Annotated in this window: 24 protein-coding genes; 2 read left to right on the top strand and 22 right to left on the bottom strand. The window is 47.6% G+C overall.

Annotation, left to right across the window (positions count from 1 at the left end; translation table 11 throughout):
• Positions 1-81: 81 nt before the first annotated feature.
• From ARA78_RS01180 to ARA78_RS01170, 3 genes are all read right to left on the bottom strand, one after another.
• The gene (locus tag ARA78_RS01180; protein ID WP_055279862.1) at positions 82-1,242 is read right to left on the bottom strand and encodes a stage II sporulation protein P; all 1,161 of its coding nucleotides are present in this window, start codon (positions 1,240-1,242) and stop codon (positions 82-84) included.
• Between the two features lie 92 nt (positions 1,243-1,334).
• Positions 1,335-2,237 (bottom strand): GPR endopeptidase, encoded by a 903-nt coding sequence (gpr, locus tag ARA78_RS01175; RefSeq protein WP_015533141.1) that lies wholly within the window; start codon positions 2,235-2,237, stop codon positions 1,335-1,337.
• A gap of 92 nt (positions 2,238-2,329) precedes the next feature.
• On the bottom strand, positions 2,330-2,641 hold the full coding sequence (locus tag ARA78_RS01170; protein WP_015533142.1) for a hypothetical protein: 312 nt from the start codon (positions 2,639-2,641) through the stop codon (positions 2,330-2,332).
• 261 nt (positions 2,642-2,902) lie between these two features.
• Between ARA78_RS01170 and ARA78_RS01165 the strand changes: the two genes are divergently transcribed.
• Positions 2,903-5,626: a transglycosylase domain-containing protein gene (locus ARA78_RS01165; protein ID WP_055279861.1), complete on the top strand. Its 2,724-nt coding sequence runs from the start codon at positions 2,903-2,905 to the stop codon at positions 5,624-5,626.
• A 64-nt stretch (positions 5,627-5,690) separates the two neighbouring features.
• Here the strand turns inward: ARA78_RS01165 and spoVAE are convergent, their stop codons facing one another.
• Positions 5,691-6,047, bottom strand: a complete 357-nt coding sequence (spoVAE, locus tag ARA78_RS01160) for a stage V sporulation protein AE (protein ID WP_015533143.1) — start codon at positions 6,045-6,047, stop codon at positions 5,691-5,693.
• A gap of 6 nt (positions 6,048-6,053) precedes the next feature.
• Positions 6,054-7,079, bottom strand: coding sequence for a stage V sporulation protein AD (spoVAD, locus tag ARA78_RS01155; protein WP_015533144.1), 1,026 nt, complete (start codon positions 7,077-7,079; stop codon positions 6,054-6,056).
• A gap of 165 nt (positions 7,080-7,244) precedes the next feature.
• On the opposite strand from spoVAD, the gene ARA78_RS01150 reads away from it, so the two are divergent.
• The gene (locus ARA78_RS01150; protein WP_330375965.1) at positions 7,245-8,600 is read left to right on the top strand and encodes a chloride channel protein; all 1,356 of its coding nucleotides are present in this window, start codon (positions 7,245-7,247) and stop codon (positions 8,598-8,600) included.
• Between the two features lie 7 nt (positions 8,601-8,607).
• On the opposite strand, the gene ARA78_RS01145 is transcribed toward ARA78_RS01150, so the two are convergent.
• From ARA78_RS01145 to ARA78_RS01070, 17 genes are all read right to left on the bottom strand, one after another.
• Positions 8,608-10,341 carry a VanW family protein gene (locus ARA78_RS01145; RefSeq protein ID WP_055279860.1) on the bottom strand — a complete coding sequence of 578 codons (1,734 nt, stop codon included), beginning with the start codon at positions 10,339-10,341 and terminating at the stop codon, positions 8,608-8,610.
• Complete coding sequence (locus tag ARA78_RS01140) at positions 10,342-10,722, bottom strand: DUF3783 domain-containing protein (RefSeq protein WP_015533147.1); 381 nt, start codon at positions 10,720-10,722, stop codon at positions 10,342-10,344.
• A gap of 119 nt (positions 10,723-10,841) precedes the next feature.
• The gene (locus ARA78_RS01135; protein ID WP_015533148.1) at positions 10,842-11,291 is read right to left on the bottom strand and encodes a SpoVA/SpoVAEb family sporulation membrane protein; all 450 of its coding nucleotides are present in this window, start codon (positions 11,289-11,291) and stop codon (positions 10,842-10,844) included.
• Between the two features lie 40 nt (positions 11,292-11,331).
• Entirely contained in the window at positions 11,332-11,748 is a 417-nt protein-coding gene (locus ARA78_RS01130) for a stage V sporulation protein AB (RefSeq protein WP_022217224.1), read from the bottom strand.
• Complete coding sequence (locus ARA78_RS01125; protein WP_015533150.1) at positions 11,738-12,361, bottom strand: stage V sporulation protein AA; 624 nt, start codon at positions 12,359-12,361, stop codon at positions 11,738-11,740. Before ARA78_RS01125 ends, ARA78_RS01130 begins: the two co-directional genes overlap by 11 nt.
• Positions 12,362-12,418: 57 nt before the next feature.
• The gene (locus ARA78_RS01120; RefSeq protein ID WP_055223915.1) at positions 12,419-13,102 is read right to left on the bottom strand and encodes a sigma-70 family RNA polymerase sigma factor; all 684 of its coding nucleotides are present in this window, start codon (positions 13,100-13,102) and stop codon (positions 12,419-12,421) included.
• Complete coding sequence (gene spoIIAB / locus ARA78_RS01115) at positions 13,102-13,539, bottom strand: anti-sigma F factor (protein ID WP_015533153.1); 438 nt, start codon at positions 13,537-13,539, stop codon at positions 13,102-13,104. The genes ARA78_RS01120 and spoIIAB overlap by 1 nt, the downstream gene beginning before the upstream one ends.
• A 17-nt stretch (positions 13,540-13,556) precedes the next feature.
• Positions 13,557-13,904, bottom strand: coding sequence for an anti-sigma factor antagonist (locus ARA78_RS01110; RefSeq protein WP_015533154.1), 348 nt, complete (start codon positions 13,902-13,904; stop codon positions 13,557-13,559).
• 104 nt (positions 13,905-14,008) lie between these two features.
• Positions 14,009-15,601, bottom strand: a complete 1,593-nt coding sequence (locus ARA78_RS01105) for a tetratricopeptide repeat protein (protein WP_055279859.1) — start codon at positions 15,599-15,601, stop codon at positions 14,009-14,011.
• A 29-nt stretch (positions 15,602-15,630) separates the two neighbouring features.
• Positions 15,631-15,777, bottom strand: a complete 147-nt coding sequence (locus tag ARA78_RS13985) for a hypothetical protein (RefSeq protein ID WP_015533156.1) — start codon at positions 15,775-15,777, stop codon at positions 15,631-15,633.
• Positions 15,764-17,062, bottom strand: coding sequence for a bifunctional folylpolyglutamate synthase/dihydrofolate synthase (locus ARA78_RS01100; RefSeq protein ID WP_015533157.1), 1,299 nt, complete (start codon positions 17,060-17,062; stop codon positions 15,764-15,766). Before ARA78_RS01100 ends, ARA78_RS13985 begins: the two co-directional genes overlap by 14 nt.
• A 41-nt stretch (positions 17,063-17,103) precedes the next feature.
• On the bottom strand, positions 17,104-17,598 hold the full coding sequence (gene queF / locus ARA78_RS01095; RefSeq protein ID WP_015533158.1) for a preQ(1) synthase: 495 nt from the start codon (positions 17,596-17,598) through the stop codon (positions 17,104-17,106).
• A gap of 59 nt (positions 17,599-17,657) precedes the next feature.
• Positions 17,658-18,878, bottom strand: a complete 1,221-nt coding sequence (locus ARA78_RS01090) for an aspartate aminotransferase family protein (protein ID WP_022217221.1) — start codon at positions 18,876-18,878, stop codon at positions 17,658-17,660.
• A gap of 209 nt (positions 18,879-19,087) precedes the next feature.
• A complete protein-coding gene (locus ARA78_RS01085; RefSeq protein WP_055272689.1) occupies positions 19,088-20,848 on the bottom strand; it encodes an ABC transporter ATP-binding protein in 1,761 nt (586 codons plus the stop codon).
• On the bottom strand, positions 20,841-22,577 hold the full coding sequence (locus ARA78_RS01080) for an ABC transporter ATP-binding protein (RefSeq protein WP_055279858.1): 1,737 nt from the start codon (positions 22,575-22,577) through the stop codon (positions 20,841-20,843). The genes ARA78_RS01085 and ARA78_RS01080 overlap by 8 nt, the downstream gene beginning before the upstream one ends.
• A 187-nt stretch (positions 22,578-22,764) precedes the next feature.
• Entirely contained in the window at positions 22,765-23,514 is a 750-nt protein-coding gene (locus ARA78_RS01075; protein WP_015533161.1) for a YebC/PmpR family DNA-binding transcriptional regulator, read from the bottom strand.
• A 46-nt stretch (positions 23,515-23,560) separates the two neighbouring features.
• A complete protein-coding gene (locus tag ARA78_RS01070) occupies positions 23,561-24,361 on the bottom strand; it encodes a hemolysin family protein (RefSeq protein WP_055279857.1) in 801 nt (266 codons plus the stop codon).
• Positions 24,362-24,375: the final 14 nt, after the last annotated feature.

Below are 24,375 nucleotides of genomic sequence, written 5' to 3'. Positions count from 1 at the left end.
TTATACTTGTCTTACTCGCATTTGACGTTAATATAACATGTATGAGCATATAACTGCAAGTGGCAATATGCCACTTAATCCTCACTTCAGGAGCACCTTTGCAAGCATTGCGGCAAATGGTTCGATGGCGTTGTATTCCTCCTCCACCGTGTTAGTCTGTGCGCCTATCTCAGCCAGCATGGCGTGCGGCATGAGATCCATGTTGTACCGGCTCGTACTTATGTATATCTTGCGCATCATGTCGCCGTAATTTGCCCTGCCCGCCAGATAGGTCTGAAGTGCAAATGCCATGTTGTCGACCTTGTTGTCATTGCTCCAATAGTCCACATCGTTGCCATCCTCGTCACGGCACATACCATTTAACAGCATGATCTGTGCTGTGGGCTTTCCATCCACATCTGTAACCAGATGTGTGTCATCCGGCACACCATCCCTGTGGAGATCTATGATGACCTCTATCTCAGGATTGTCCTTAAGTATCTGTGACACACCTTCCCTCGAATAATCATAGGAAGCGTTCCTGTCAAGAACCCCTGTCATCATGTCATATGCCATGGTGTCGTGGTACACCGGTATGCCATATGTATCCGTGAGTATCTCCGCCAGGCGGTTGCCAAGTCCTATCACCGTGTCGTCAACCTCGCCCGGTCTTGAGTCCGCAAATGCCTCAGAGCCGTGGGTGTGATATATCAGAACCTTGTATCCGCCCGTGTCCATATCCAGCGACAGATCTTTGCCGAGCAGATTTTCCGCATCCAGCTCGTCTTTTTTGACGCACTTAGGGTATGTGGCGTTATAACAATATGAAAGGAGTGTATCTGCGTCCATACCTATATAAGAGCTCGTTATATCCGCCATGGCCGACACTGTCCTGGCATCAGCGGATCTCTGCGTAGCTTCTGTGGTCTCAGTGCTGGCAGGCGCAGAAGTCTCTGAAGTCTCCGCCTGCGATGATGCCTCGCCTTCGGAATCCGCATCCTCCGTCTGGTATGTCCTGCCCTCCTCGCACACCTCCCTGACCTGGGATTCCCAGTAATCCATGTAACAGTACACATCCGGCTCAGCCGCACCGGGGCTGTATATGCTCCCGCCTGCATCTCCTGAAGAGCTGCCATATATCCCACGGTACACCAGCTTCCACACATCATCAGCTATCCCTGTCCTTATCAATATCCCCGCGCACACCAGAATCACCCACGCAAGTATATACACAGTCTTCGTATGAAGCTTTCTGTCCGACATATATTTCCACCCCTTTTGAATATGCTATGGCCTCTGTTATCCATTATTCAAATATATGAGTGTACGTGCCAAATGATTCCCTGTATTTTTCTCTACATCGCTATGGCATTTATCGCCTCAGATATCGTAAAGCTGATGCGGCGCACTAGCTCGTCTATATTTTTCGGGGTCACGAACATATCCGCCATATCCTCGTCCAGAAGATTGCACGCTATCTGGTATCTCTGCTTCTCCGTGAACTCCCTCATGATCCTGCGCCCGTAGGTCTCGTTAAATGCATCAGCCACCTCATCCAGCGAATCGTCTATGATGGATGGAACGGAGATGACTGTCGGAACACCGACTGCGATCACGCGTCTGCCAAGGTTGTCTGAGCTCAGTGTCTTTCTGTTGTTGCCGACACCGGAGCCGGGGCTTATACCTGTATCCGTGAGCTGGATGGTGCATCCGAGTCTCTTGCTGCTTCTGGCCGCCAGGGCGTCTATTGCAACCACGATCTCCACGTCTATCTCATCGCATATTCCCCTGACTATATCCACAGTCTCTATTCCGGTCTGTGCCATGACTCCCGGACATATGGCACTCATGACCAGATCTGGCTTTCCCGGAGTGTCCAGGTGCCTTGTCACATACAGATTGTCTATGACCAGCGGGCCTATGGAATCCGGGGTGACCTGCCTGTTGCCAAGTCCGACCACCAGTATATTTCCCGCATGCCCCATGAGCTCCCTGAGTCTGCCCTCAAGCTCCGCCCTCAGAGGTTCATGTATGGACTCCTCATATTCCTTAAGCTTGGAACACTCTATCGTTATATATTGTCCCTTTGCCTTTCCCAGATTTTTCTCCCCTATCTCATCCAGCACCGTTATGGTGGTGGTCTTGATGCTCCTGTCCTCATTCACCACCGTCTTCACCTTGACCCCAGGCATATTTCTCCTGTCGGCTACATTTTCTCTGAGCTCTATCGCAAGATCCGTACGTATCTCCCTGTTCATATGCGTCCTCCTTACATAACCCATTACATGTATAATAAAATACCCCGGCGGATGCATTTTTATGTATCCGCCGGGGCATTCCACGGTAAATCTTACATTACCTTGCCAAGTATTCTGTTGATCACTTCAGGATATCCGCACACCCTGAGGACAGGTGGCTCCCACTCCAGGGATGCCGTCTGATAAAAGCATGTCGACACACCGACTTCTATTCCGCCCTCCATCTCCGATGATCTTACGATCCTTCCAAATTTCTTCTTGTCCTTAACAAGTCCCCAGGCGGCTTTGTTGATGGTAAATTCCACCACCGGGTAGCCTCCCACATATCCTGTCACCTTTGCGTCGTCCACATATGACAGCTCGTCCTTCCAGTATTCAACCGCTTCGTCTATTGATGCAAACATATATCTTCTCCTGTTTATTCTGCACTTTTTTATATTTATTATGCTTTTGAATCATACCGTTGTCAATTTACTCTTTCTGATTTTTTCGTTCACGTTTATTAATTTTTGTTTTGTTGCAATATTTTTTTCTTTATTATTATACTGTTATTTGATATACTAATTTGAAGTGTATATTAACGGCAGTAGTCTGCCCTTATTTAGAATTTACTTTTACAATTAAATAGCGGGGATCTATCCCCCAGGTTTTAAGGAGGTCTTTTTATGGATTTTACTAAGAAGGGAGCGGTGAAGGCTCAGAAGGAGCTGGTATCCAAGCTTCCAAGAAACCGGCGTAAGCTTAACATTTCTGTGTTTAAGATTATACTGGTGCTGGTGCTCGCCATTGTGATAGTCGGTGTCGGAGCCGGATTTGGTGCCCTCAAGGGTATTCTGGATGATACGCCGAACATCAACGCTGACGCTCTCATACCTAAGGGATACAAGACAACTCTTGTATACCAGAATGGAAAGGAGATCACGACACTTGCCAATTCCAACTCCAACCGAGAGTATGTGTATTACGACTCTATTCCTGAGGATCTTGTGAATGCATTTGTCGCTATAGAGGACAGACGTTTCTGGGAGCACAACGGAATCGATGTACAGGGTATCGCCAGAGCATTTATAAAGGGTCTCAAAAGCGGAGACTTCGATGAGGGTGCTTCCACTCTTACACAGCAGCTCATCAAGAACAACGTGTTCAACGTCGGACTGAATGAGTCAACTTTCCTGGATAAGCTTGAGCGTAAGGTTCAGGAGCAGTACCTGGCTGTGGATATGGAGAAGAAGATCGACAAGAAGTCGATAGTCGAGTATTATCTGAACACCATATATCTCGGAGAAGGCTGCTACGGTGTTGAGACCGCTGCCAAGACTTACTTCGGCAAGGGGCTCAGCCAGTTATCGGTATCTGAGTGTGCCGTGCTCGCAGCAATTCCGCAGAACCCTACCAAATACGATCCTCTCCTGTCGCCTGACGACAACAAGACCAGAAGGACCCAGGTTCTTAAATACATGCTGGATCTTGAGTATATAACACAGGCGCAGTATGACGAGGCTATAAACGATAACGTTTACAAGCGTATCGCTTCCGTATCTAAGAAGGAAGAAAAGCAGCAGAAGACAGAGGTCAACTCCTACTACACTGACGAGGTCATCAAGCAGCTTCAGAATGATCTGGTTGCCAAGGGCTACTCAGAGGACGAGGCAGAGTCACTGATCTGGTCAGGCGGACTCAAGGTCATCGTTTGTCAGGATCCTGAGATCCAGGAGATCGCTGACTCAGTTGTAAATGATACATCCTACTGGCCTGAGCCTGTATATCAGCTCAACTACGCTCTCACTCTTGCTGACAAGGAGACAAAGGTCCAGACAAACTACAGTGTAGAGAATCTCGAGAGCTGGTTTGCTGAACAGCAGGGCTACGATTATAGTGCAAGATATTACAGTGAGGATGAAGCCCGTGCAGCGGCTGACGAGTTCAAGGATGCGATGGTTGCCGAGACCGGCGACGAAGTCTTCATGGAGACATTCAAGCTTGTCATACAGCCACAGGTATCATTCACTCTCATGAACCAGAACACCGGTCAGGTCAAGGCACTTGTCGGAGGCCGTGGAGAGAAAACTGAGAACAGATCATTCAACCGTGCAACTGAGGCGACCAGACAGCCTGGTTCTTGCTTCAAGATAGTTGCCACATACCTTCCTGCACTGGACGCGTGCAACATGTCTCTTGCCACCGTATACGATGATGCACCTTACTACTATGAGAATGGTAATCAGGTATTTAACTGGTACGGCGGATACTGGGGACCTAAAACTATAAGATATGCTATCATGGAGTCTATGAATATCATAGCTGTAAAGTGTATCACAGACGTAACTCCACAGCTCGCATATGACTATCTGCTGAAGCTTGGATTTACAACTCTTGTTGAGAGAAAGACTGACAGCGATGGTCTCATCCTGTCAGATATCAACCAGTCACTTGCACTTGGTGGTCTGACAAATGGTATTACCAACCTGGAGATCACAGCTGCATATGCAACCATCGCCAACGGTGGTAATTATATAAAGCCTGTGTTCTACTCAGAGGTTTACGACCATGAAGGCAATCTTCTGATAGACAACAGGGAGCCTGAGAAGACACGTGTCATATCAGAGCAGACAGCATGGCTTCTCACAAGTGCCATGCACGACGTTGTAACAGGAGGTACCGGTTCAGGTGCCAACTCTTACACAGGTATGTATACAGCAGGTAAGACAGGTACCACATCAGGAGACTTTGATAACTGGTTCTGTGGTTATAACCCATACTACACAGCTTCTATATGGCTTGGAAATGATGAGAACATCACATACAGCCCTGGTTCTATCAAGTGCTATATGTGGAGAGATATCATGGATCAGGTCATTGAGAAGAAGGGACTTGATACATCAGCTACATTTGAGATGCCGGACGGAATCGTACAGGCCACTGTATGTTCGGATACAGGACTTCTTCCATCGAATGGATGTCCTACCGTAACAGATTACTTTGACGCATCCAAGATTCCTACAAAGTACTGTCCAGGTGTCAAGAAGGTTGTCGTATGTAACGAATCACACATGCTTGCCAACAAGGAATGTCCTGAGACTACAACCTTCATCTACAAGCTGAATGATGATGGTGAATATGTTCTTGAGGGTTACACATGGGATGAATCACTCCTCAAGGAGCACTGTAACATCCACGGCAAGAAGAAGGATACAAAGAAAACTACCAAGGCAACCACGACCACCGAGGATACATCGGAGGATACAACGGAGGATACAACAACGGAGGAGCCTACAACGACTGAGGAACCTACAACTGAGGAACCAACGTCAGAGGAACCTACCTCTTCAACGGAGATAACCACAACCGAGGAACCAAGCTCGGATGATTCAACCGATACAACTCAATGACGGAAAGCCCCATCATACAATTCAATGTATGATGGGGCTTTTTATATCCTGCCTGTCTTCTATTCTATTTTGTCATCTTCGGCTTGAATATCAACGATGCAAGATATCCAAATATCAGTGCGGCCGAGCTTCCAACCGCCGCCATCTGGAAGCCTCCGCGGAACAGTCCGATAAATCCATCCTTATCAACCGCCTCAGTTATGCCCTTCCACAGATTATATCCAAATCCCGTGAGCGGCACCGATGCCCCGCACTGTGCAAATTCCAGAAGCGGCTTGTATATTCCAAGCGCTCCAAGCACAACTCCCGTACAGACGAGTATGACCATTATCCTTCCCGGAAGAAGCTTGGTCTTGTCCATCAATATCTGGGCAAGAACACATATTATTCCGCCAACCACAAACGCTTTTACATAATCCATTTACATCTACTCACCTTTCTTTTCGTGATGCTCTATCATGACCGCATGGGCGATCCCCGGTATGGTCTGCCCCTCGTTATAGCTCACCGTGGAAAGCAGGGCTCCCGTCGGAACAAACAAAACTCTCTTCCACTCCCCGGAGCTCACCTTCTTCAATATATATCCGGCGAGGACGGTCGCCGAGCAGCCACAGCCCGATCCGCCAGAGTGGGTATCCTGTTCCTCGTTTTCAAATATCTCTATACCGCAGTCCATATGATTTGCCGATATATCCACATTGTTCATGCTCAGAAGATCCTCAAGTATCGTCTTGCCGACCTTACCGAGATCACCGGTTATTATCCTGTCGTAGTATGTGGGCTTTATTCCAAAGTCCTGAAGATTCTGATATATAACGGCAGCCGCCGCTGGTGCCATGCACGCTCCCATGTTGAGGGAATCCTTCACACCATAGTCCACTATCTGCCCTGTGGTTACGCCCTGGATACACACATCTGACTCTCTGTCTGACACCACAAAGGCACCACTTCCCGTGACCGTCCAGGTAGCTGACAGGGGACGCTGATTTCCATATTCCAAGGGAAAACGGAACTGCTTCTCCGCACTTCCATAGTGGCTTGACGCCTCCGCAATGACGTTGTCCGCATACCCCGCCGCCACAGTCATGGACGCAAGCGACAGTGCCTCCCCGCACGTCGAGCACGCACCATACAGACCGAACACCGGTATCTCCATATCCTTGATTCCAAATGTCGACGCTATGAGCTGTCCCAGCAGATCCCCGGCAAATATATACCTTATATCCTGCTTGACTATTCCCGCCTTCTGTATGGCAAGGGTCACCGCCTGACGCACCATCTCGCTCTCGCCTTCCTCCCAGGAATCTTTGCCAAATGTTGCATCCTCGCTCACTCTGTCAAAATATCTCGCCATGGGGCCGTCTATCTCCTTCGGCCCCGCCACCGCTGCTGCCCCCAGTATATATGGGGGATTGCCAAATTTTATGCTCTGTTTTCCTTTTTTCTCATTCATATCATGCAACTCCCTTATATGGATAAATGTAACTGTTACTATAATTCCCTTATGCACTGCAGATTATAATGGTAGTTTTTGTTAATCTCAGCACTGGACAAATTCATTTATTTGCTTTAACATTACTAAAGTTGCTTTACAAAGAAAAAGGAATGGAGAATCGCCGTGGAATTTACAAAGGAATACTGGGTAAACTGTTTTAGCAGATGTGTCAGATATGCTACGACTTTTTTCAAATGGATAGTTTTTTCACTGATAATGGGAACAATATGCGGGCTTGTCGGAACAGCTTTTCATATATGCGTAGAGTACGCCACCGGCTTCCGTGAGAACAATCATATGATAATATATTTTCTGCCGCTTGCGGGAATCGTGATCGTATTTATATACAGGATCTGTGGAATAAGACATTCCAAGGGAACCAATCTTGTCATCGGTTCCATAAGAAGTGTGGAGGACGAGATTCCTTCCCGTATGGCTCCGCTGATCTTCATATCGACGGTCATTACACACCTCTTTGGAGGTTCATCCGGCCGGGAGGGTGCCGCCCTTCAGATAGGTGGAAGCATCGGTGTCTCTATAGGCAAGCTATTCAAGCTGGATGACAGCGACAAGCACATACTCACACTGTGCGGTATGAGCGCTGTCTTTTCGGCACTGTTTGGAACGCCAATAACGGCTGCACTTTTCAGTATGGAGGTCATAAGTATCGGCATCCTCTACTACTGCGCATTTGTGCCTTGTCTGTTCTCGTCAGTCATCGCATACGCAATAACGAAAAAGCTTCACGTTGTACACGACCACTACAATATAGCCGGCATGCCGACATCCGTGGATGTGCCTTTGGTGATCAAGGTCATCGGTCTGGCTATCCTGTGCGCAGTGCTCAGCAGTCTGTTCTGTATATTCATGAACGTTGTGCACAAGCTTTTCCGCAAATATTTCAAGAACCAGTATGTGCGCGTATTCGCAGGAGGCGTGATGCTCGTCCTGCTCAACATAATACTCAACACCACCGACTACAACGGAACCGGTATGAACATCATCGCCCAGGCGCTCAACGGAGAGGCAAAACCAACGGCTTTCCTTCTCAAGGCGCTGTTCACCGCCATAACAATAGGCTGTGGATTCCGAGGCGGTGAGATCGTTCCATCGTTCTTCGTCGGTGCCACATTTGGATGCGCCATGGGTGGACTCATGGGACTCGACCCGGGCTTTGCCGCTGCCCTCGGAATGGTGTGCTTCTTCTGTGGCGTGGTAAACTGTCCTCTTACATCTCTGTTCCTGAGCATAGAGCTGTTCGGAGCACACGGAATACTTCTGTTCACCATAGGATGTGCCGTCAGCTACATGCTGTCCGGCTATTACAGCCTGTACAACGAGCAGAAGATCATCTACTCAAAGCTCCGCCCTCACTATGTCAATCTCTACACCAACCAGGAGATAAAGACCAAGGAACCGGGATTCCTGGAAGGCCTTATAAGGATCAGGGAGGACGACTCAGACGACATTGAGGAGTAGCCGGCAGCTACTCTTCCTGAGTATCTGACTCAGACTCAGTCGTCTTCTTATCTGTGTCTGAGCTGTCACTCTTATCTTTGTTCTGATCCTTATCTTTGTCTTTATCCTTGTCCTTTGGAAGCTTTCCTACCTTGTACACCTCGTCACGCTTAGAGTACACGCTTGTCGCCTCAGGATTGTCCGATATGACATTTCCATCGCCGTCATACACTCTTCTGTAGGACTGCACTGTAAGGCCCTCTATTCCCACTGTGTCAAGCACCTGCTCATCCTTGCCAAGACTCTTGTCCAGCTCATACTTGGTCTCATATGGCTCTGTCTCAACGGTCTCCGTGTAGAGCTCCACGCTGAACGGCTCCGTGATGGTGCCCCATATCGTACATGATGTGGAATATCCATCGTAGCTTGTGCTTATCTTTATCGGGTAATCCGTGTCATTTGTAAATACAAAGTCACATCCGCCCCACGCCACAGTGGCGTCAAGTCCCGCAGGAACATACGATGAAGGGTATGGATGACAATGTCTCTCATCTATCTCGAGATTCGCATACAGGCACGCCATGTACATGGTGGATGACACCTGACATATTCCACCGCCCATGTCCATGACTGACTGTCCGTCAGCATATGATGGGCCCGGAAGGAAGCCTCTCTCCTCGGTGAGCTCTCCGACTCCGAGGTTATATGAAAATGACTCTCCCGGCATGAGTATGGTTCCATCGCAATACTGCGCCGCCAGCTTGACATTTGTCTTTCTGTTCTCTGAACCCTCAACCTCTGTGCTGTATGAACTCATCTCGTCTCTGAACAGCATCTTCCTGTATCCTTCCGTACTCATATCCGCCGGGGTGTATGTGAGCGGGATGCTCACATCCGTTCCCTTCTTGGCAGATTCAAGGCTCTTCTTTGCCGCCTCCAGATCAAAGTCCACACCGTCCTTGGCCTCAACTACCTCGTAGTTCTTGTCAGGGTCAAGCGTTGGATTCTGCGGCTCACAATGTACCTTTTTGTATACCTCGTCCAGATCCACGTCAGCAGACACGACAGGACATTCCACCACAGTGCCATAGTCTCCTTTTGCTATCTGCTTCTTTATGCGGGTTACCAGCTTGTCTGTGTCTATCCTGTAGCTGCCCTTTCCCTTTGTCACAATGAGGTTCTTGTCCTCTATCCTGTATCCATCCTCTATATCCAGATCGACCTTCATCATATCACTGCTCTCGATGGCGGTCGTTATGATGCCGCTGTCGCCTATATATGGATAAATATCATAGCTGCTTCCAAGTGTCCATGATTCCAGAAGCCCATAGCCTCTTCTCCAGAAGCTGTGTGAGTCATCCTGTATCTTCTGCACAGACTTCTCAGAATCCATATCCAGCGCCGCCGACACATCCAGGGTGTAAGTCTTGTCATCCAGCTTCACCTGTATGCCCACACTGCTGTAATCGCGTCTGAACTGGTCATTTATGCTCTTTGCCGCCTCCGCAGATTTCATTCCGCCAACGTCTAATCCGTTTATGGTGGTCTTTTTGTACAGCTTTCTGTTGCCCACACACGCACATATTAGCGCATAAAATATCACCATGAACACCGCCGTGAGTATCCAGCTTATCACTCTGTATCGCTGCTGTCTCTTCCTCCACTGCTCAGATGCACGCCGTCCTGAACGTCCTGAAGCTCTCTGCCTGTTCTGCGCAAGTCTATTTTCAGTTGTATGTCCGTTTCTTCTTTCGTCTGCCATCTACATTCCCCTCATCCTGTAGAATAGATATTCCTTTGCAAGCTCCGAGTAGAGCTGCTGTACAGTCCACTCCCTGTTGCTCCGTGTCACTACCGACTTCAGCCTTACTGCCGGAAGCCCGGTCTTCTTATACCTTTCAAGAAATATATCAAGTTCTTTGCTGCTCACTCCGTCAAATATGAGCATATCCATACTGAGATCTTCCGTCTGTCCGGTCTCATCTCCACAGCCAGATATGTCAGCCGTGTCGCACAGACTTCCGACCTTCATACCATAATGCTTTCTCTGAATGTCAACGCACTCCGCACCTATGTCACTGCATATATCCTGTACTGCACTCTTCTGCTCAGGTGCCAGATTGACTGTCATTAGCCTCTTCATGTCAGCATTTCTCCTGTCTTTCTTCTTTTGTCCAAATCTATACCCATTATGTTATTTTTTCAAATATTGTCAACCGATGTGGGGAAAATATGTTGATTTTTAATTTAATAAACCCCATTTCACCATATTGAGACTATCCAATATATAACACCGAGCAGCCAGCTTGTAAATATACCGTACAGTATAACAGGCCCCGCTATGGTGAACGCTTTCACGCCCTTTCCGAACACCTCACCCTCAGTCTGGAATTCCACTATGGGCGCACACACACCATTTGCAAATCCTGTGATCGGCACAAGTGCTCCGGCACCGCCGTACTTTGCTATCTTCTTGTAGAGATTCAGACTTGTGAGGATGACACTTACGAGAACGAGTATCAGCGATACATACGCATACGCCTCGTCTTCCTTCACATCGAAGTGTACCAGCAGGTCAAATATCCCCTGCCCTATCGTGCAGATCACACCGCCCACAAGAAACGCCCACAGGCAGTTTCTTGGCACACTTGATGTTGGTGTCACAAGCTCCACATATTCATTGTAATCACTCTCTGTAGGTTCAAACTTCATAACAAATACCTCCATTTCACACAAAATAATTTTGACTTTATCACATGCCCAGAACGACACTCAGCACCGAGCCCACCAGTTTTCCCGCGGCAAGGCCGTATATGACATAAGGGAGATTTCTTCTCACACTGAATCTTCTGGCCGCGATCGGTATGACATTCAACACCTCCGTAAGCGCCCCCGCCAGGCATCCCACAAATATCCCTCCGAACAGACATATGATGGTATATCCCACCCATGTCACCGGAACCGATATTTTGAATACATATATCAGATTTGCCAGCGCCGCACCATATGCCAGCAGACACTCTATGAGCAGATAATACCTTGCCCCCTTTACCTTCTCAAGGAGCTTGGGGAATATTCCTATCATGGATATAAATGCAAAATACCCGCCCGATATGGCCACACCGCTGGCAAAGCAGGCTATGGCAAGCATAGCGTATCTAATCAGCATCTCTCTCCGCCTTCTTTCTGGAGGCATCCGTTATGACTGTCTGGTTGACCTCCTGTTCATACTGTCTCATCTGAACCTGAAGCGGTGTAGGATCATCAGAGAATTTTTTCTTTGCACCGTGATTGAAAAATACGATTATACCGATGAAGAGCCCCAGGGAATATGCTATTCCCGCCACAGGATAGGCATCCCTGCCCTGCCCCACAAATATGTTGTGCATGACGTCAAGCTGTCCAACCATATTGACATCCGAGTTGTACGACATGATGGAAAAGCCTGCTCCGAAAAATGCGATGAAGCATATCATCAGGAATTTGAAGAACTGCTTTACTTTGTCGCTGGTGTCATATGTCCTGTAATACACAACCACGTCCGTTGCCCCTATGGTCTGTGTCTGGCAGTCCGGGTAGTGCTCCTGTATCACCTGCAGAATGTACATCACCGATATGACCTGCTGCTCCTTGCTTCCGGAAAAGCTCATGAGCTCCAGCTTCTCCACGCCGTATTTTATATCGGGATTCGGGCTCAGCACCGTCGCCACATCTTTTATTTTGACTTTTCGCTTCTCCGCCAGACAGCTCTCCGACAGTTTCAAATACAAAAGTTCAGCCATATACATGTCCCCTGTTCTTATATTCTAAGAATAGTCTGTCCATGTATATGGCTGATATTACTCCAATATTTTCCATCTGAGTCTTCCGAGTATCTTTTTCTCAAGCCGGCTCACCTGCACCTGGCTCATGCCAAGGATCTGCCCTGTCTGTCCCTGCGTCTTGTCCTGAAAATACCTCAGCACCACAAGTTTTCTCTCATCCGGCGTGAGCGTGTCCAGAAGCTGCGATACACACAGCCTGTCCACGATGCGGTCTCCATCTTCCGTGCCGCACATCTCCGCGTGAAGATCATCTATGCATGTCACATCCGATGCCGCGTCCATCGCCATCACAAGCTCTTCAGGAGTCGCTCCTATAGCCTCACATATCTCCTCCATTCCCGGCTCAGTCCCTCTGTTTTTTTCGACCTCATGTCTGTATCTGTCTGCCCTGTAGTATATCGTTTTAAGATTTCTGCTGACCTTCACCATTCCGTCATCCCTGAGAAAGCGTCTAATCTCCCCCTGAATGAGTGGAACCGCATACGTGGACAGTTTTACCTCATAGTCCATATCAAACCTGTCTATGGCCTTTACAAGGCCTATAAGCCCTATCTGTATAAGATCCTCAAGTTCCTGTCCTCTCCCCACATATCTTCTGGCAACGCTGACCACCAGTCCCATATTGTCCGTCACAAGTTTATCTCTGGCATCTCTGTCTCCATCTTTTGCAAGTTCAAGCAAACGATGATTATCCGCCATCAATATATCTCCTGACTTTTTCCTATTATCTTCTTCATATTTACCACGGTTCCCTCACCCACGCGGGATTCTACCTTTAGCTCATCCATGAAAGCCTCCATAAATGAAAATCCCATGCCCGATCTGCTTCCGTCCGTGACAGTGGTGTAAAGCGGCTCCATTGCCCTGTCGACATTCTCTATGCCGCAGCCGTGATCTGTGATCGTTATGTACAGGGTGCGCTCCTCTATGTATGCCTCCAGGATTATGCTTCCCTCCCCGGATCCATATCCGTGTATTATCGAATTCGTGACAGCCTCCGACACCGCCGTCTTGACATCCTCCACCTCACTGAGTGTCGGATTTGTCCTCGTCAGCATAGCCGCCACCACGACTCTCGCCACAGCCTCATTCCGGGCATCACAGCCAAATTCCATGATCAATCTGTTCTTATCCATACCATTCTCCTCGTTATCTATATTTTATCTGTCCAATCCTCAGCCTCATCCCGGACACCGCTGTCCAGCCTTGTCGCGATCCTGTATATACCGGACATGAGCAGTATCCTGTCCATTCTCGCATTTACATTTATCACCCCAACGCTTCCCCCTCTGTCGTGGAGCTGTCTGTACCTTCTCGTTATAAGTCCTATCCCCGAGCTGTCCATGAACGTTGTCCTGCCAAAATCAAATATGGCATGTCTCACCACCTCCTCGGCAAATACTCCGTCTATCCCTGCGGTCATCTTCACCGCCGCATAATCATCCACCTCTCTGGGCATATATACGATTATAGTATCCCCCATTTTCTCGTAGATATTCATCTTCAATCCCCCTGTCACAAAATAAAAGGCACAAAAGAAACGGTTAATCCTTATCCGTCTCTTTTGTGCCTTCTATAAATTATAATCTTTTTATATGTCTTTCGTTACTGTCCGTCAGTTGTATCTGTTCCATCGCCTGTATACGAACTGTCGGTCGTGTCTGTTCCGTCACCTGTATACGTATTGTCGATGGTGCCTGTTCCATCATCCGTATCCGTTCCATCACCTGTATACGAGCTGTCGGTTGTATCTGTTCCGTCACCTGTGTCCGTGCTGTCGGTCGTACCTGTTTCGTCACCTGTGCTTGATCTGTCGGTTGTATCTGTTCCGTCGCCCGTGTTCGTGCTGGCTGTACTTGCAGAATTCTTCTTTTCAAGTCCCGCCTGTATGGCATCTTCATCCGCATAATCACACGCAACCGTGTAGTATACGGAGTTCGGACAGTTCTCAACAAGCTGGTTAAATACCAGTGTGGCATTGTTATCATCAGAAAGCTTCAGATAACACATCGCCTTGTAGAACAGTGCCACATCGCTGTTAGGTGTATCCTGAAGGACTCTGTTCAGATCATCTATGGCAGCCTCATATGTCATGGTCTCGTACTTATAGATCGCTGACTGTACCCTTGCCTTATTGTCATCCGACAGAACCTGTGAAGCGTAATCGCCATACTTATCTATCTGTGTCTGAAGGTTTTTCGCCTCAGTCTCAGCATTTGTGAGCTTGGTGGTCATGCTGTCCACCTGTGACTGGAGCTCCGATATGGCCACGTTCTTATCCGCTATCTCCTGACTGAATGTAACCTTCAGGTCTCTCTCTGAATTGTCAGCCGCCTTATCCCTGTGCGGGATGATGAGCGTCCACATGGCCGCAAGTCCCAGAACAACTCCCGCTATGATATAAGCGATGGAATATTTGTAGAAATTGATGTCCTTGTATCTTCCAACCGGAATCGGATCCCCATCAAAATCCACCTCGCTGTTGCCGGCTATGAGCTTCTTCTGGTCATCCACGAACAGAGAATCCACATCGTAGTCCTCCTGCGGATAATCCCTGAAGTTCATGATCTCCTCATCAGTGTGGCCCATCTCATTGAAATATCTGACCGCCACTGGATTTGTCCTGTCTATCTTGATGACACGCTTGAGTGCCTTGCGAGCCTTGTCATATCTTCCCTCGTCGATGAACAGAAGTGCAAGGAGCAGGTACCCCTGTATAAATCTGCTGTTGTCGGAAAGTACCTTTCTGAGCTGTATAAAGGCAAGATCCTTGCTGCCCTGCTTCGCATATACCAGCGCCTGATTATACTTTCTGGTTACATTGTTCACCGCCTCCAGCCTGTGTGGGTTGGATTTTATCTCCTTGATGTATCTCTTGGCGACATTCTTGCCGTCAAAATAATTCACGCTCACTACCCAGTGGCTGAGCGCCTGAACTATCTCTCCGGTCTCATAGTACACCAGTCCAAGAAGGTTCCGGGCATCTATATTCATCTTGTCATACTTCAGAGACAGCTTGAGCGCCTCCTCCGCACCTGACATATCCCTGACCCTCGCCTTATCAAGCCCTATGTTGTAATAGTACTTTGACGAGTTGAGAGCCTTGTTCACGTAATCTATCTTCAGTCCGCACCTGGTACAGTAGCCTGTGACGGCTATCGCTCCACCGCAGTGCTTACAATTCAGTACATCTGCCATATCTTAATCTCCCGACCAATCTGTGTTCTTTACTTCTCTGCTTCCTTTGCAACCCTCATCATCTCCTGCATGACATCCATGATGTCCTTGAGATCATTGTTGTATATTGCATCCTCTGCCTGGTCAAGTTCAAGTGCCGGCTTAAACCTCTTTATCTCTTCATCAAAATTGATCATGTCTGTTCCTCCATCTCTTGACACCGCCCACCAGATACAGGGAACCAACGCAGTATATGTTGGTATTCTCTCTGTCTCCTCTGAGCTCCACTGCCATATCCATGGCATCGTCAATCTCATCGCTGACCATGACCGGAGTATCCGTACACGCCGAGAATATCTCCGCCAGCTTTGCGGAATCCGCCTTTCTGCTGCTGTCAACGCTTGTGACTATTATCCTGCCAAACGTAATATTTCCGGCAAGCAAATGTATCATGGAGTCATACTCCTTATCCTTCACCGCCGCAAATACCAGTATCTTGTCATATTCCCCATGAAGCCTGTTCATGGTCTCTATATATGCATTTACAGCCTCCACATTGTGGGCACCATCCACATATATATGGGGAGCTATCTCCTCCATCCTGCCCTCCCAGTAGAACTGCAGGAGTGCATTCCTCACGGTCTTCTCTATATCCTGTTCCGGTACATTCCGCCTCTCCATGAGCATCCTGAATGCTGTCACGGCAAGGCTGACATTCTCCACCTGGTACAGTGATGTCTTCTGTATCTGTAAATTGCAATAACTATAATACCGATTATGCAATGAAAAATCAATGGTTTTGTTCCCCAAATGATTTATTATATAATCTGATTTTTCGACCGGAATTATGTCCGCTCCACGCTCTTTGGCAGTATCTTCTATGACCCGCGCAGCCGCCTCATCCCGCCTGAAATATATCACCGGAACACCCGGCTTGATGATGCCTGCCTTCTCATAAGCTATCTTCTCTATCGTGTCGCCAAGATACTCCATGTGATCCATTCCCACCGACGTGATGATCGTAAGCTCCGGCGTCAGGACATTTGTCGCATCCAGTCTTCCGCCCATTCCTGTCTCGTATACGGCAAAGTCACACTTCTGCTGTCTGAAATACACCGCCGCCATGGCAAACATGACCTCGAAGAACGAAGGGTGCTCCATGAACTGCCCCTTTACGGTCTCAAATGCCGACACAAAATCGTCATCGGATATATTTGTACCATTTATCTGTATTCTCTCGTTTATGGACACGAGATGGGGTGATATGAACAATCCCACTCTGTATCCCCGGGCTGCAAGCATCTGCGCCAGAGCGCGGCATGTGCTGCCCTTGCCGTTGGTTCCCGCCACATGTATCGCAGGAACAGCCTTCTCAGGGTTCCCCAAACGGCACAAAAGACTGGAAAGGTTCTCCTTGCCAATCTTCTGTGCAAAAAGCGGAATACCCAATATATAATCCACAGTCTCTCTGTAATCCGCCATTATGATTCTCCTATCCGTCCGTGCGTGCTGCTCAGACCCAATTATCTATTGTCAACTTTCTCAGGGTAGAGGTCGTGGTTTGCCAGACGGTTCCAGGCAACCTCCTCCCACTTTGTTCCCGGTCTGCCGTAATTGCAGTACGGGTCTATGGAGATTCCTCCCCTCGGTGTGAACTTGCCCCACACCTCGATGTACTTTGGATCCATCAGTTTTATGAGATCCTTCATGATGATGTTCATACAGTCCTCATGGAAGTCTCCGTGATTTCTGAAGCTGAACAGATACAGTTTCAGCGACTTGCTCTCCACCATCTTCTCGCCCGGCACATATGATATGTACACCGTTGCGAAGTCAGGCTGTCCGGTGATCGGACAGAGGCTTGTGAACTCAGGACAGTTGAACTTTACAAAGTAGTCGTTGTCCGGATGCTTGTTGTCAAATGTCTGGAGCATCTCTGGTGCATAGTCCATGCTGTACTTTACGTCTTTATTTCCAAGGAGGGTCACACCCTCCATCTCTTCTTTACTTCTTCCCATTATGGTCTCCTATATTACTTTTATGATTCATGCTTATTCTGCTATATGATCACGCTGTATTACTGCTCCTGCAGTGCTTCTGTCACAGACTTGATGAGCAGCTTAACAGCCTCGTCACATTGCTCCTTCTTAACGATAAGTGGAGGTGCGATCCTTATGATGCTGTCTCTTACCGCTGTTATGAGGAGCTTGTTCTCAAACGCTCTGTGCTTTACTTCAAATGCGATAGGCTTGTTGAACTCAACGCCTATAAGAAGACCACGTCCTCTGATCTCCTTGACACAAGGAAGTGCCTTGAGTTCCTCCATGAAGTATGCTCCTACTTCCTTTGCATTCTCGTAGAGCTTGTTATCCAGTATCTCATCTATCTCTGCAAGCGCCGCTGCACAGCACACAGGGTTGGCTGCGTATGTTGAACCGTGGGCACCAGGTGTAAATGCTGCTGCTATCTTGGTGCTTGTACACATCGCGCCTATAGGCATACCGCCCCCGATGGCCTTTGCCATGGATACCATGTCAGGCTTTACGCCATATGTCATATATGCCATGATGTCTCCGGTTCTTCCCCATCCGGTCTGAACCTCGTCGAACATGAGGAGCATGTTCTTCTCATCACAGAACTCACGAAGTCCTTTAAGGAACTCAGGGTCTGCAGGGTATACACCACCCTCGCCCTGTACAGGCTCTACCATGATTCCTATGGTGTTCTCATCGCATTTGCTCTTGAAGTCCTCAAGGTTGTTATACTCTGCATATGTGAATCCCGGAAGGAGTGGTGCAAATCCCTTGTGGCAGGCCGAATCAGGCTGGCCTGTTGCCGACAGTGCACCGTATGTTCTTCCGTGGAAGCTGTTCTTCGCTGTCACGATCTTATATCTGTCCGGTCCGTAATTGTCCACGCCGTACTTTCTAGCCATCTTGATCATGGCTTCATTTGCCTCTGTTCCTGAGTTCTGGAACACGATCTTCTCCATGCCTATGGTGTCGCACACCTTCTTTGCAAGGAGGATCATTGGAAGTGTATATGCATAGTTTGATGCATGTATTACATTTGCCGCCTGGTCAGCTATGGCCTTTGCAACCTTCTTGTTGGCATTTCCCGCGCTGCTTACCGCTATTCCTGCGAAGAAGTCGAGGTATCTGTCGCCGTTCTCAGCGTACACATACATGCCATCGCCCTTCTCCTCTATGAATTCCCATCTTCTGGACTGCTCTGCCAGATATGTATCTACTATCTCTAAAAGTTCTTCTCTTGTATAACCTGATTCACTAACCTTCATCTTTCTCTCCTTTTGTATACTCTCCGGTATATCTGCAAATATCCGCCCATATTATAACAGGCATTCCGCATACATTATATACACAAAGCCCGCCACTGGCAAGCGTTCGTGAAATATAACAGATAAATGCTTTAACCACCGTTAAAAAGGACTGTACCATGAGGTATACCTCAAAGCACAGCCCTTTTATATTTATGCATTTCTCTGTATTATCTTGCAAACTGGGAATTGTACAGATTCGTGTAGAAGCCGCCCTTTGCAAGCAGTGTCTCGTGATTTCCCTGTTCGATGATGTGTCCGTCCTTCATGACGAGGATGACATCCGACTCCTTGATGGTTGACAGTCTGTGTGCAACCACGAAGCTTGTTCTGCCCTTCATCATCTTGGCAAACGCCCTCTGTATCCTTATCTCAGTTCTTGTATCTATGGATGATGTTGCCTCATCCAGTATGAGCATAGGTGGAAGATCAAGCATAACCCTTGTGATACATAGGAGCTGCTTCTGTCCCTGTGACAGATTGCCTCCGTCCTCTGTTATATATGTGTTATAGCCATCAGGAAGTCTCTTGATAAAGCTGTGTGCATGTGACTGCTTTGCAGCCTCGACGATCTCCTCATCCGTTGCGTCCGGTCTTCCGTATGCTATATTGTCCCTTATCGTGCCACTCTTAAGCCAGGTCTCCTGAAGTACCATTCCGTAATTGCCGCGGAGGCTCTTTCTTGTGACCTCTCTTATGTCATATCCATCCACGGATATGCTTCCGGCATCCACATCGTAGAATCTCATGAGCAGGTTGATGACTGTACTCTTACCACAGCCTGTAGGTCCCACTATTGCTATTCTCTGTCCGTTCTTCACGTTCAGATTGAGGTTCTTGATGAGCTCCACATCTTTGTTGTATGAGAAGTCAACATTCTTAAGGTCCACCTCACCGTGAACGTCTGTGAGCTCGTGTGCGCCAGCAGGCTCTGCAGCCTCTGGGTCCTCGTCTATAAGCTCAAACACTCTGGCAGCGGATGCCAGCGCGTTCTGAAGCTCTGTGACAACGCCTGATATCTCATTGAACGGCTTTGTGTACTGATTTGCATAGCTCAGGAAACTTGTGAGCTGTCCAACTGATATAAAGCCCTTTATAGCTGTTATGGCACCTATGATTCCAACGCCTGTGTACACAAGGCTGTTGACAAATCTTGTACTAGGATTTGTTATCGATGAGAAGAATGTAGCCTGAAGTCCTGCCACATTAAGTCTTCCATTGACCTCCTGGAATCTGTCGCAGGTCTCATCCTCCATGGAGAATGCTGTGACTACCTTCTGGTTCTCAACCATCTCATTTACAAGGGATGTGAGCTCCCCCTTGATCTCAGCCTGCTTCCTGAACATACTGTATGTTCTCTTTGCTATGAATGACGCAACAAAGAGTGATACCGGAGTGATACATACGACCACAATGGCTATGATCCAGTTGATCGACAGCATGAAGCACAGTGTTCCTACTATAGTCATAACTCCTGTGAATAGCTGTGTAAATCCCATCAGAAGTCCGTCTGAGAACTGGTCTACGTCAGCTATGATCCTGCTGACTATGTCTCCGTGTGTATGTGAATCCACATATGAGAGCGGCAGGCTGCCAAGCTTCTCATATGCCTTTGTTCTTACATCATTAACCACCCTGTATGTGATCATGTTGTTGAGCACGTTCATGACCCACTGTGCAACAGCCGTTATAACGACCACAATCACAAGCTTTGCAAGCATTCCCTTAAGTCCTGTAAAATCTACTTTTCCCGGTCCAACGACCCTGTCAACTGCATGTCCCATGATGATAGGTGCATACAGTGTGAGCACGACCGATATGGCTGCACATATGAGAGACAGAACCACGAGGAACCTGTATCTCTTGATATACTTCAGTATTCTGAGTATCGTCTTTTTATTTACTGATTTATTCCCTTTATCTTTACTCATGAGACAGTTCCTCCTCCGAAAGCTGTGACTGACATATCTCCCTGTATATCTCACAGTTAGAAAGCAGCTGCCGATGGGTTCCTATCCCGGCTATCTGACCATCATCCATGACGATGATCTTATCCGAATTCATGATGGTCGACGCTCTCTGTGACACAAGGAATACAGTCATGCCCTTTGTCTTCTCCCTGATCGCTTTTCTGAGAGCCGCATCAGTTGCAAAATCTAGCGCCGATGCGCTGTCATCCAGTATCAGTATCTCAGGCTTTCTGACGACCGCTCTGGCTATGGTAAGCCTCTGCTTCTGTCCACCCGACAGGTTCTTGCCCCCCTGGGTGATCTTGAAGTATATTCCATTCTCCTTGCCGTCTACAAACTCCTTGGCCTGGGCTATCTCAAGCGCCTCGTCTATCTCTGCTTCAGTCGCATCCTGCTTGCCCCACCTGATATTGTCTGCTATTGTTCCGGCAAACAATACAGCCTTCTGCGGTACCACTCCGACCTTATGCCTGAGCTCGTCCAGGGTGTAGTCCTTTACGTCAACTCCGTCTATGCACACGCTTCCCTGGCTGGCATCGTAAAATCTTGGGATCATGTTTACAAGAGAACTCTTTCCTGAACCCGTACCGCCTATGATTCCCACAGTCTCGCCCGGTGCCACGTCAAATGTTATATCTGACAGGGAATCTGCTCCGGCCCCAGCATATCTGAGATTTGCATCCCTGAAGCTTACCTTTACAGCATTTGCCGGTGATCCTGTTGCCTTGCCTGATCCATCCGTTATGGATGGCTGCTGATCCATGACCGCATTTATTCTCTTTGCGCAGGCAACAGCCTTGGTGATCGTCACGATGAGGTTTGCGAGCTTGATGAGCTCGACGAGTATCTGTGACATATAGTTGACAAGTGCGACGACCTTTCCCTGTGTGATGATTCCCGCATCTGTCTGTCCCGCTGCAATCCAGATTATAGCTGCGGTTGAGAGATTGATTATCACATAAGTGACAGGATTCATGAACGCTGATATACGTCCTGCAAGGAGCTGGAACTTCATCAGGTCATCCGTGGACTTGTCAAACTCCTCAAATTCCTTGTCCTGTCTGTTGAAGGCTCTGATAACTCTCGCGCCCTCAAGTCCCTCACGGGTGAGCAGTGTGACTCTGTCCAGTCTGTTCTGCACCTTCTTGAACAGAGGTATACTGAGTGCCATAACACCGAACACAACAATTGAAAGTGCCGGTATGGTCACCACAAATGTCATGGCCGACTTCACGTCGATGGTGAATGACATGATCATGGCACCGAACACTATGAACGGTGAACGGAGGAACAGTCTGAGCACCATGTTGACTCCTGTCTGTACCTGGTTCGTGTCACTGGTCATTCTCGTGAGCAGTGTGGATGTTCCTATGCTGTCGATCTCTGTGTATGAAAGTGATGTAATATGCCTGAACAGATCATTTCGAAGTGCTGTTCCAAATCCTGTAGCAGCCTTTGCCGAAAAATACTGGGCGGTGATAGAACACACCAGACCGATAATTCCCAAAAGTATCATGACGAGACACATCTTCACAACGTAGCTTATGTCACGCCCTGCTATACCGACATCGATTACATTCGCCATGACGATCGGGATAAGCAATTCAAATGTTGCCTCCAACATCTTAAAAAGCGGGGCAAGTATGGACTCTTTCTTATAGCCCTTAAGATATCTAAGTATTCCCTTCATCTCTTCTCCTAACAATACTCATTCCGTATATAACAGACACAGATACCATCCATGTCGTCATTACTCAAATAGAACTTCCACACCATATATAAGGTGCGGAAGTTCTATTTCAAGCTATGCTGCAATGGCGCTGATTATCTGCGTAATTGTCTGTTACCAATGTTATCATATCCCTTGCAATTATATATCAGTCCTCATCGTCCTCTTCCGGAAGATTTGCATTGTGATATACTGCCTGAACGTCATCGTCCTCCTCAAGCATATCTATAATCCTTGTGAACTTCTTGACAACCTCAGGATCGTCTATATCAACATAGTTCTGAGGTATCATTGTGAGCTCAGCCTCAGCCATCTTTATGCCTTCCTTCTCAAGGCTCTCTCTTACCTGCGAGAAATCCTCAGGTGCTGTGATGATCTCGTAGCTGTCATCCTCGTCTGAGAAATCCTCAGCTCCTGCATCCAGTGCCATCATCATGAGGTCGTCTGCATCTATATCACAGTCTTCCTTTGCAATGATGATCTGTCCCTTGTGATCAAACATATATGATACACAGCCTGTTGTACCTACGTTACCGCCACCCTTTGTGAAGCAGTTACGCACATTGGCTGCTGTTCTGTTCTTATTGTCCGTAAGAGTGTCTACTATGATGGCGGTACCGTTAGGACCGTAGCCTTCATATGTATTCACTACATAGTTTACTGAGTTTGCATCTCCTGCCGCTCTCTCGATACCACGCTTGATAGTATCGTTAGGCATGTTGTTTGCCTTTGCCTTGGCGATTACATCACGAAGCTTACTGTTGTTCTCAGGATTTGCTCCGCCTTCCTTTACTGCTACCACGATCTCCTTACCAATGATTGTGAAGATCTTACCCTTTGCTGCATCGTTCTTTTCCTTCTTGTGCTTGATGTTTGCAAATTTTGAATGTCCTGACATCGTTAATTCTCCTCTTTCTCTTGATTACTAGTTACGTATATTAACACTATTGCGGTGTTTTTTCAACCTTTGTGATCTTTACCTCACCGATCATGTTGTTATTTACCGACAGGGAAGTGAATCTGTAGTTCTGATACACTATCTCTATCTCCTCATCCGCATATGGAAGTCTCCCCAGCTCATACAGCAGAAATCCGTTCAGCGTCTGGAAGTCCTCATCCGGGAATTCTATCCCCAGAACGTCACTCAGCTCATCCAGTTCAGCCTTACCACTGACTATGTACATATCGCCACGCTTCTTGATATCCTCGCTGGCGTCATCGTACTCGTCAAGTATGTTGCCGACTATCTCTTCCAGAATATCCTCCATGGTCACGATTCCCTCTGTCTGACCATACTCATCCACAACTATGACCATATGTATCTTTGCTGTCTGCATCCTGCGGAACAATTTTGCTATGTTGTACGTAGGATGTACAAATGTAGCCTCAACCATGATCTCAGCCAGTGATTTCGTCTTATCGCGCAGATATTCCTTCACAAAATCCTTGAAATAGATTATTCCAACTATGTTGTCAAGATCACCGTCATACACCGGATATCTTGAATAGTTATTCTCTATCATTATCTCCATGACTTCGTCCAGATCAGAGTTCTTGTCTATAGCCATGACGTTCAATCTGGCCGTCATCACATCTCTGCTCTCCTTGTCAGTGAACTCAAATATGTTTGTAATAAACTGGGCCTCAGCGTCCTCTATAAGTCCCTGCTCATTTCCCTCGTTCACCATGGATATGATCTCTTCTTCTACCTTTTCCTCTTCTGATTTTTTGTTAAAAATCTTCATATAATAGTCTGTAT

It is taken from the genome of Coprococcus eutactus, from assembly GCF_001404675.1.
Taxonomy (GTDB): Bacteria; Bacillota; Clostridia; order Lachnospirales; family Lachnospiraceae; genus Coprococcus; species Coprococcus aceti.
This window is presented reverse-complemented; position numbering and strand designations above follow the sequence as displayed.

Excerpts from the sequence above, each read along its gene's own strand:
- ARA78_RS01180 (WP_055279862.1), bottom strand. The coding sequence starts at position 1,242 with ATGTCGGACAGAAAGCTTCATACGAAGACTGTGTATATACTTGCGTGG.
- gpr (WP_015533141.1), bottom strand. The coding sequence starts at position 2,237 with ATGAACAGGGAGATACGTACGGATCTTGCGATAGAGCTCAGAGAAAAT.
- ARA78_RS01170 (WP_015533142.1), bottom strand. The coding sequence starts at position 2,641 with ATGTTTGCATCAATAGACGAAGCGGTTGAATACTGGAAGGACGAGCTG.
- ARA78_RS01165 (WP_055279861.1), top strand. The coding sequence starts at position 2,903 with ATGGATTTTACTAAGAAGGGAGCGGTGAAGGCTCAGAAGGAGCTGGTA.
- spoVAE (WP_015533143.1), bottom strand. The coding sequence starts at position 6,047 with ATGGATTATGTAAAAGCGTTTGTGGTTGGCGGAATAATATGTGTTCTT.
- spoVAD (WP_015533144.1), bottom strand. The coding sequence starts at position 7,079 with ATGAATGAGAAAAAAGGAAAACAGAGCATAAAATTTGGCAATCCCCCA.
- ARA78_RS01145 (WP_055279860.1), bottom strand. The coding sequence starts at position 10,341 with ATGGCAGACGAAAGAAGAAACGGACATACAACTGAAAATAGACTTGCG.
- ARA78_RS01140 (WP_015533147.1), bottom strand. The coding sequence starts at position 10,722 with ATGAAGAGGCTAATGACAGTCAATCTGGCACCTGAGCAGAAGAGTGCA.
- ARA78_RS01135 (WP_015533148.1), bottom strand. The coding sequence starts at position 11,291 with ATGAAGTTTGAACCTACAGAGAGTGATTACAATGAATATGTGGAGCTT.
- ARA78_RS01130 (WP_022217224.1), bottom strand. The coding sequence starts at position 11,748 with ATGCTGATTAGATACGCTATGCTTGCCATAGCCTGCTTTGCCAGCGGT.
- ARA78_RS01125 (WP_015533150.1), bottom strand. The coding sequence starts at position 12,361 with ATGGCTGAACTTTTGTATTTGAAACTGTCGGAGAGCTGTCTGGCGGAG.
- ARA78_RS01120 (WP_055223915.1), bottom strand. The coding sequence starts at position 13,102 with ATGGCGGATAATCATCGTTTGCTTGAACTTGCAAAAGATGGAGACAGA.
- spoIIAB (WP_015533153.1), bottom strand. The coding sequence starts at position 13,539 with ATGGATAAGAACAGATTGATCATGGAATTTGGCTGTGATGCCCGGAAT.
- ARA78_RS01110 (WP_015533154.1), bottom strand. The coding sequence starts at position 13,904 with ATGAATATCTACGAGAAAATGGGGGATACTATAATCGTATATATGCCC.
- ARA78_RS01105 (WP_055279859.1), bottom strand. The coding sequence starts at position 15,601 with ATGGCAGATGTACTGAATTGTAAGCACTGCGGTGGAGCGATAGCCGTC.
- ARA78_RS13985 (WP_015533156.1), bottom strand. The coding sequence starts at position 15,777 with ATGATCAATTTTGATGAAGAGATAAAGAGGTTTAAGCCGGCACTTGAA.
- ARA78_RS01100 (WP_015533157.1), bottom strand. The coding sequence starts at position 17,062 with ATGGCGGATTACAGAGAGACTGTGGATTATATATTGGGTATTCCGCTT.
- queF (WP_015533158.1), bottom strand. The coding sequence starts at position 17,598 with ATGGGAAGAAGTAAAGAAGAGATGGAGGGTGTGACCCTCCTTGGAAAT.
- ARA78_RS01090 (WP_022217221.1), bottom strand. The coding sequence starts at position 18,878 with ATGAAGGTTAGTGAATCAGGTTATACAAGAGAAGAACTTTTAGAGATA.
- ARA78_RS01085 (WP_055272689.1), bottom strand. The coding sequence starts at position 20,848 with ATGAGTAAAGATAAAGGGAATAAATCAGTAAATAAAAAGACGATACTC.
- ARA78_RS01080 (WP_055279858.1), bottom strand. The coding sequence starts at position 22,577 with ATGAAGGGAATACTTAGATATCTTAAGGGCTATAAGAAAGAGTCCATA.
- ARA78_RS01075 (WP_015533161.1), bottom strand. The coding sequence starts at position 23,514 with ATGTCAGGACATTCAAAATTTGCAAACATCAAGCACAAGAAGGAAAAG.
- ARA78_RS01070 (WP_055279857.1), bottom strand. The coding sequence starts at position 24,361 with ATGAAGATTTTTAACAAAAAATCAGAAGAGGAAAAGGTAGAAGAAGAG.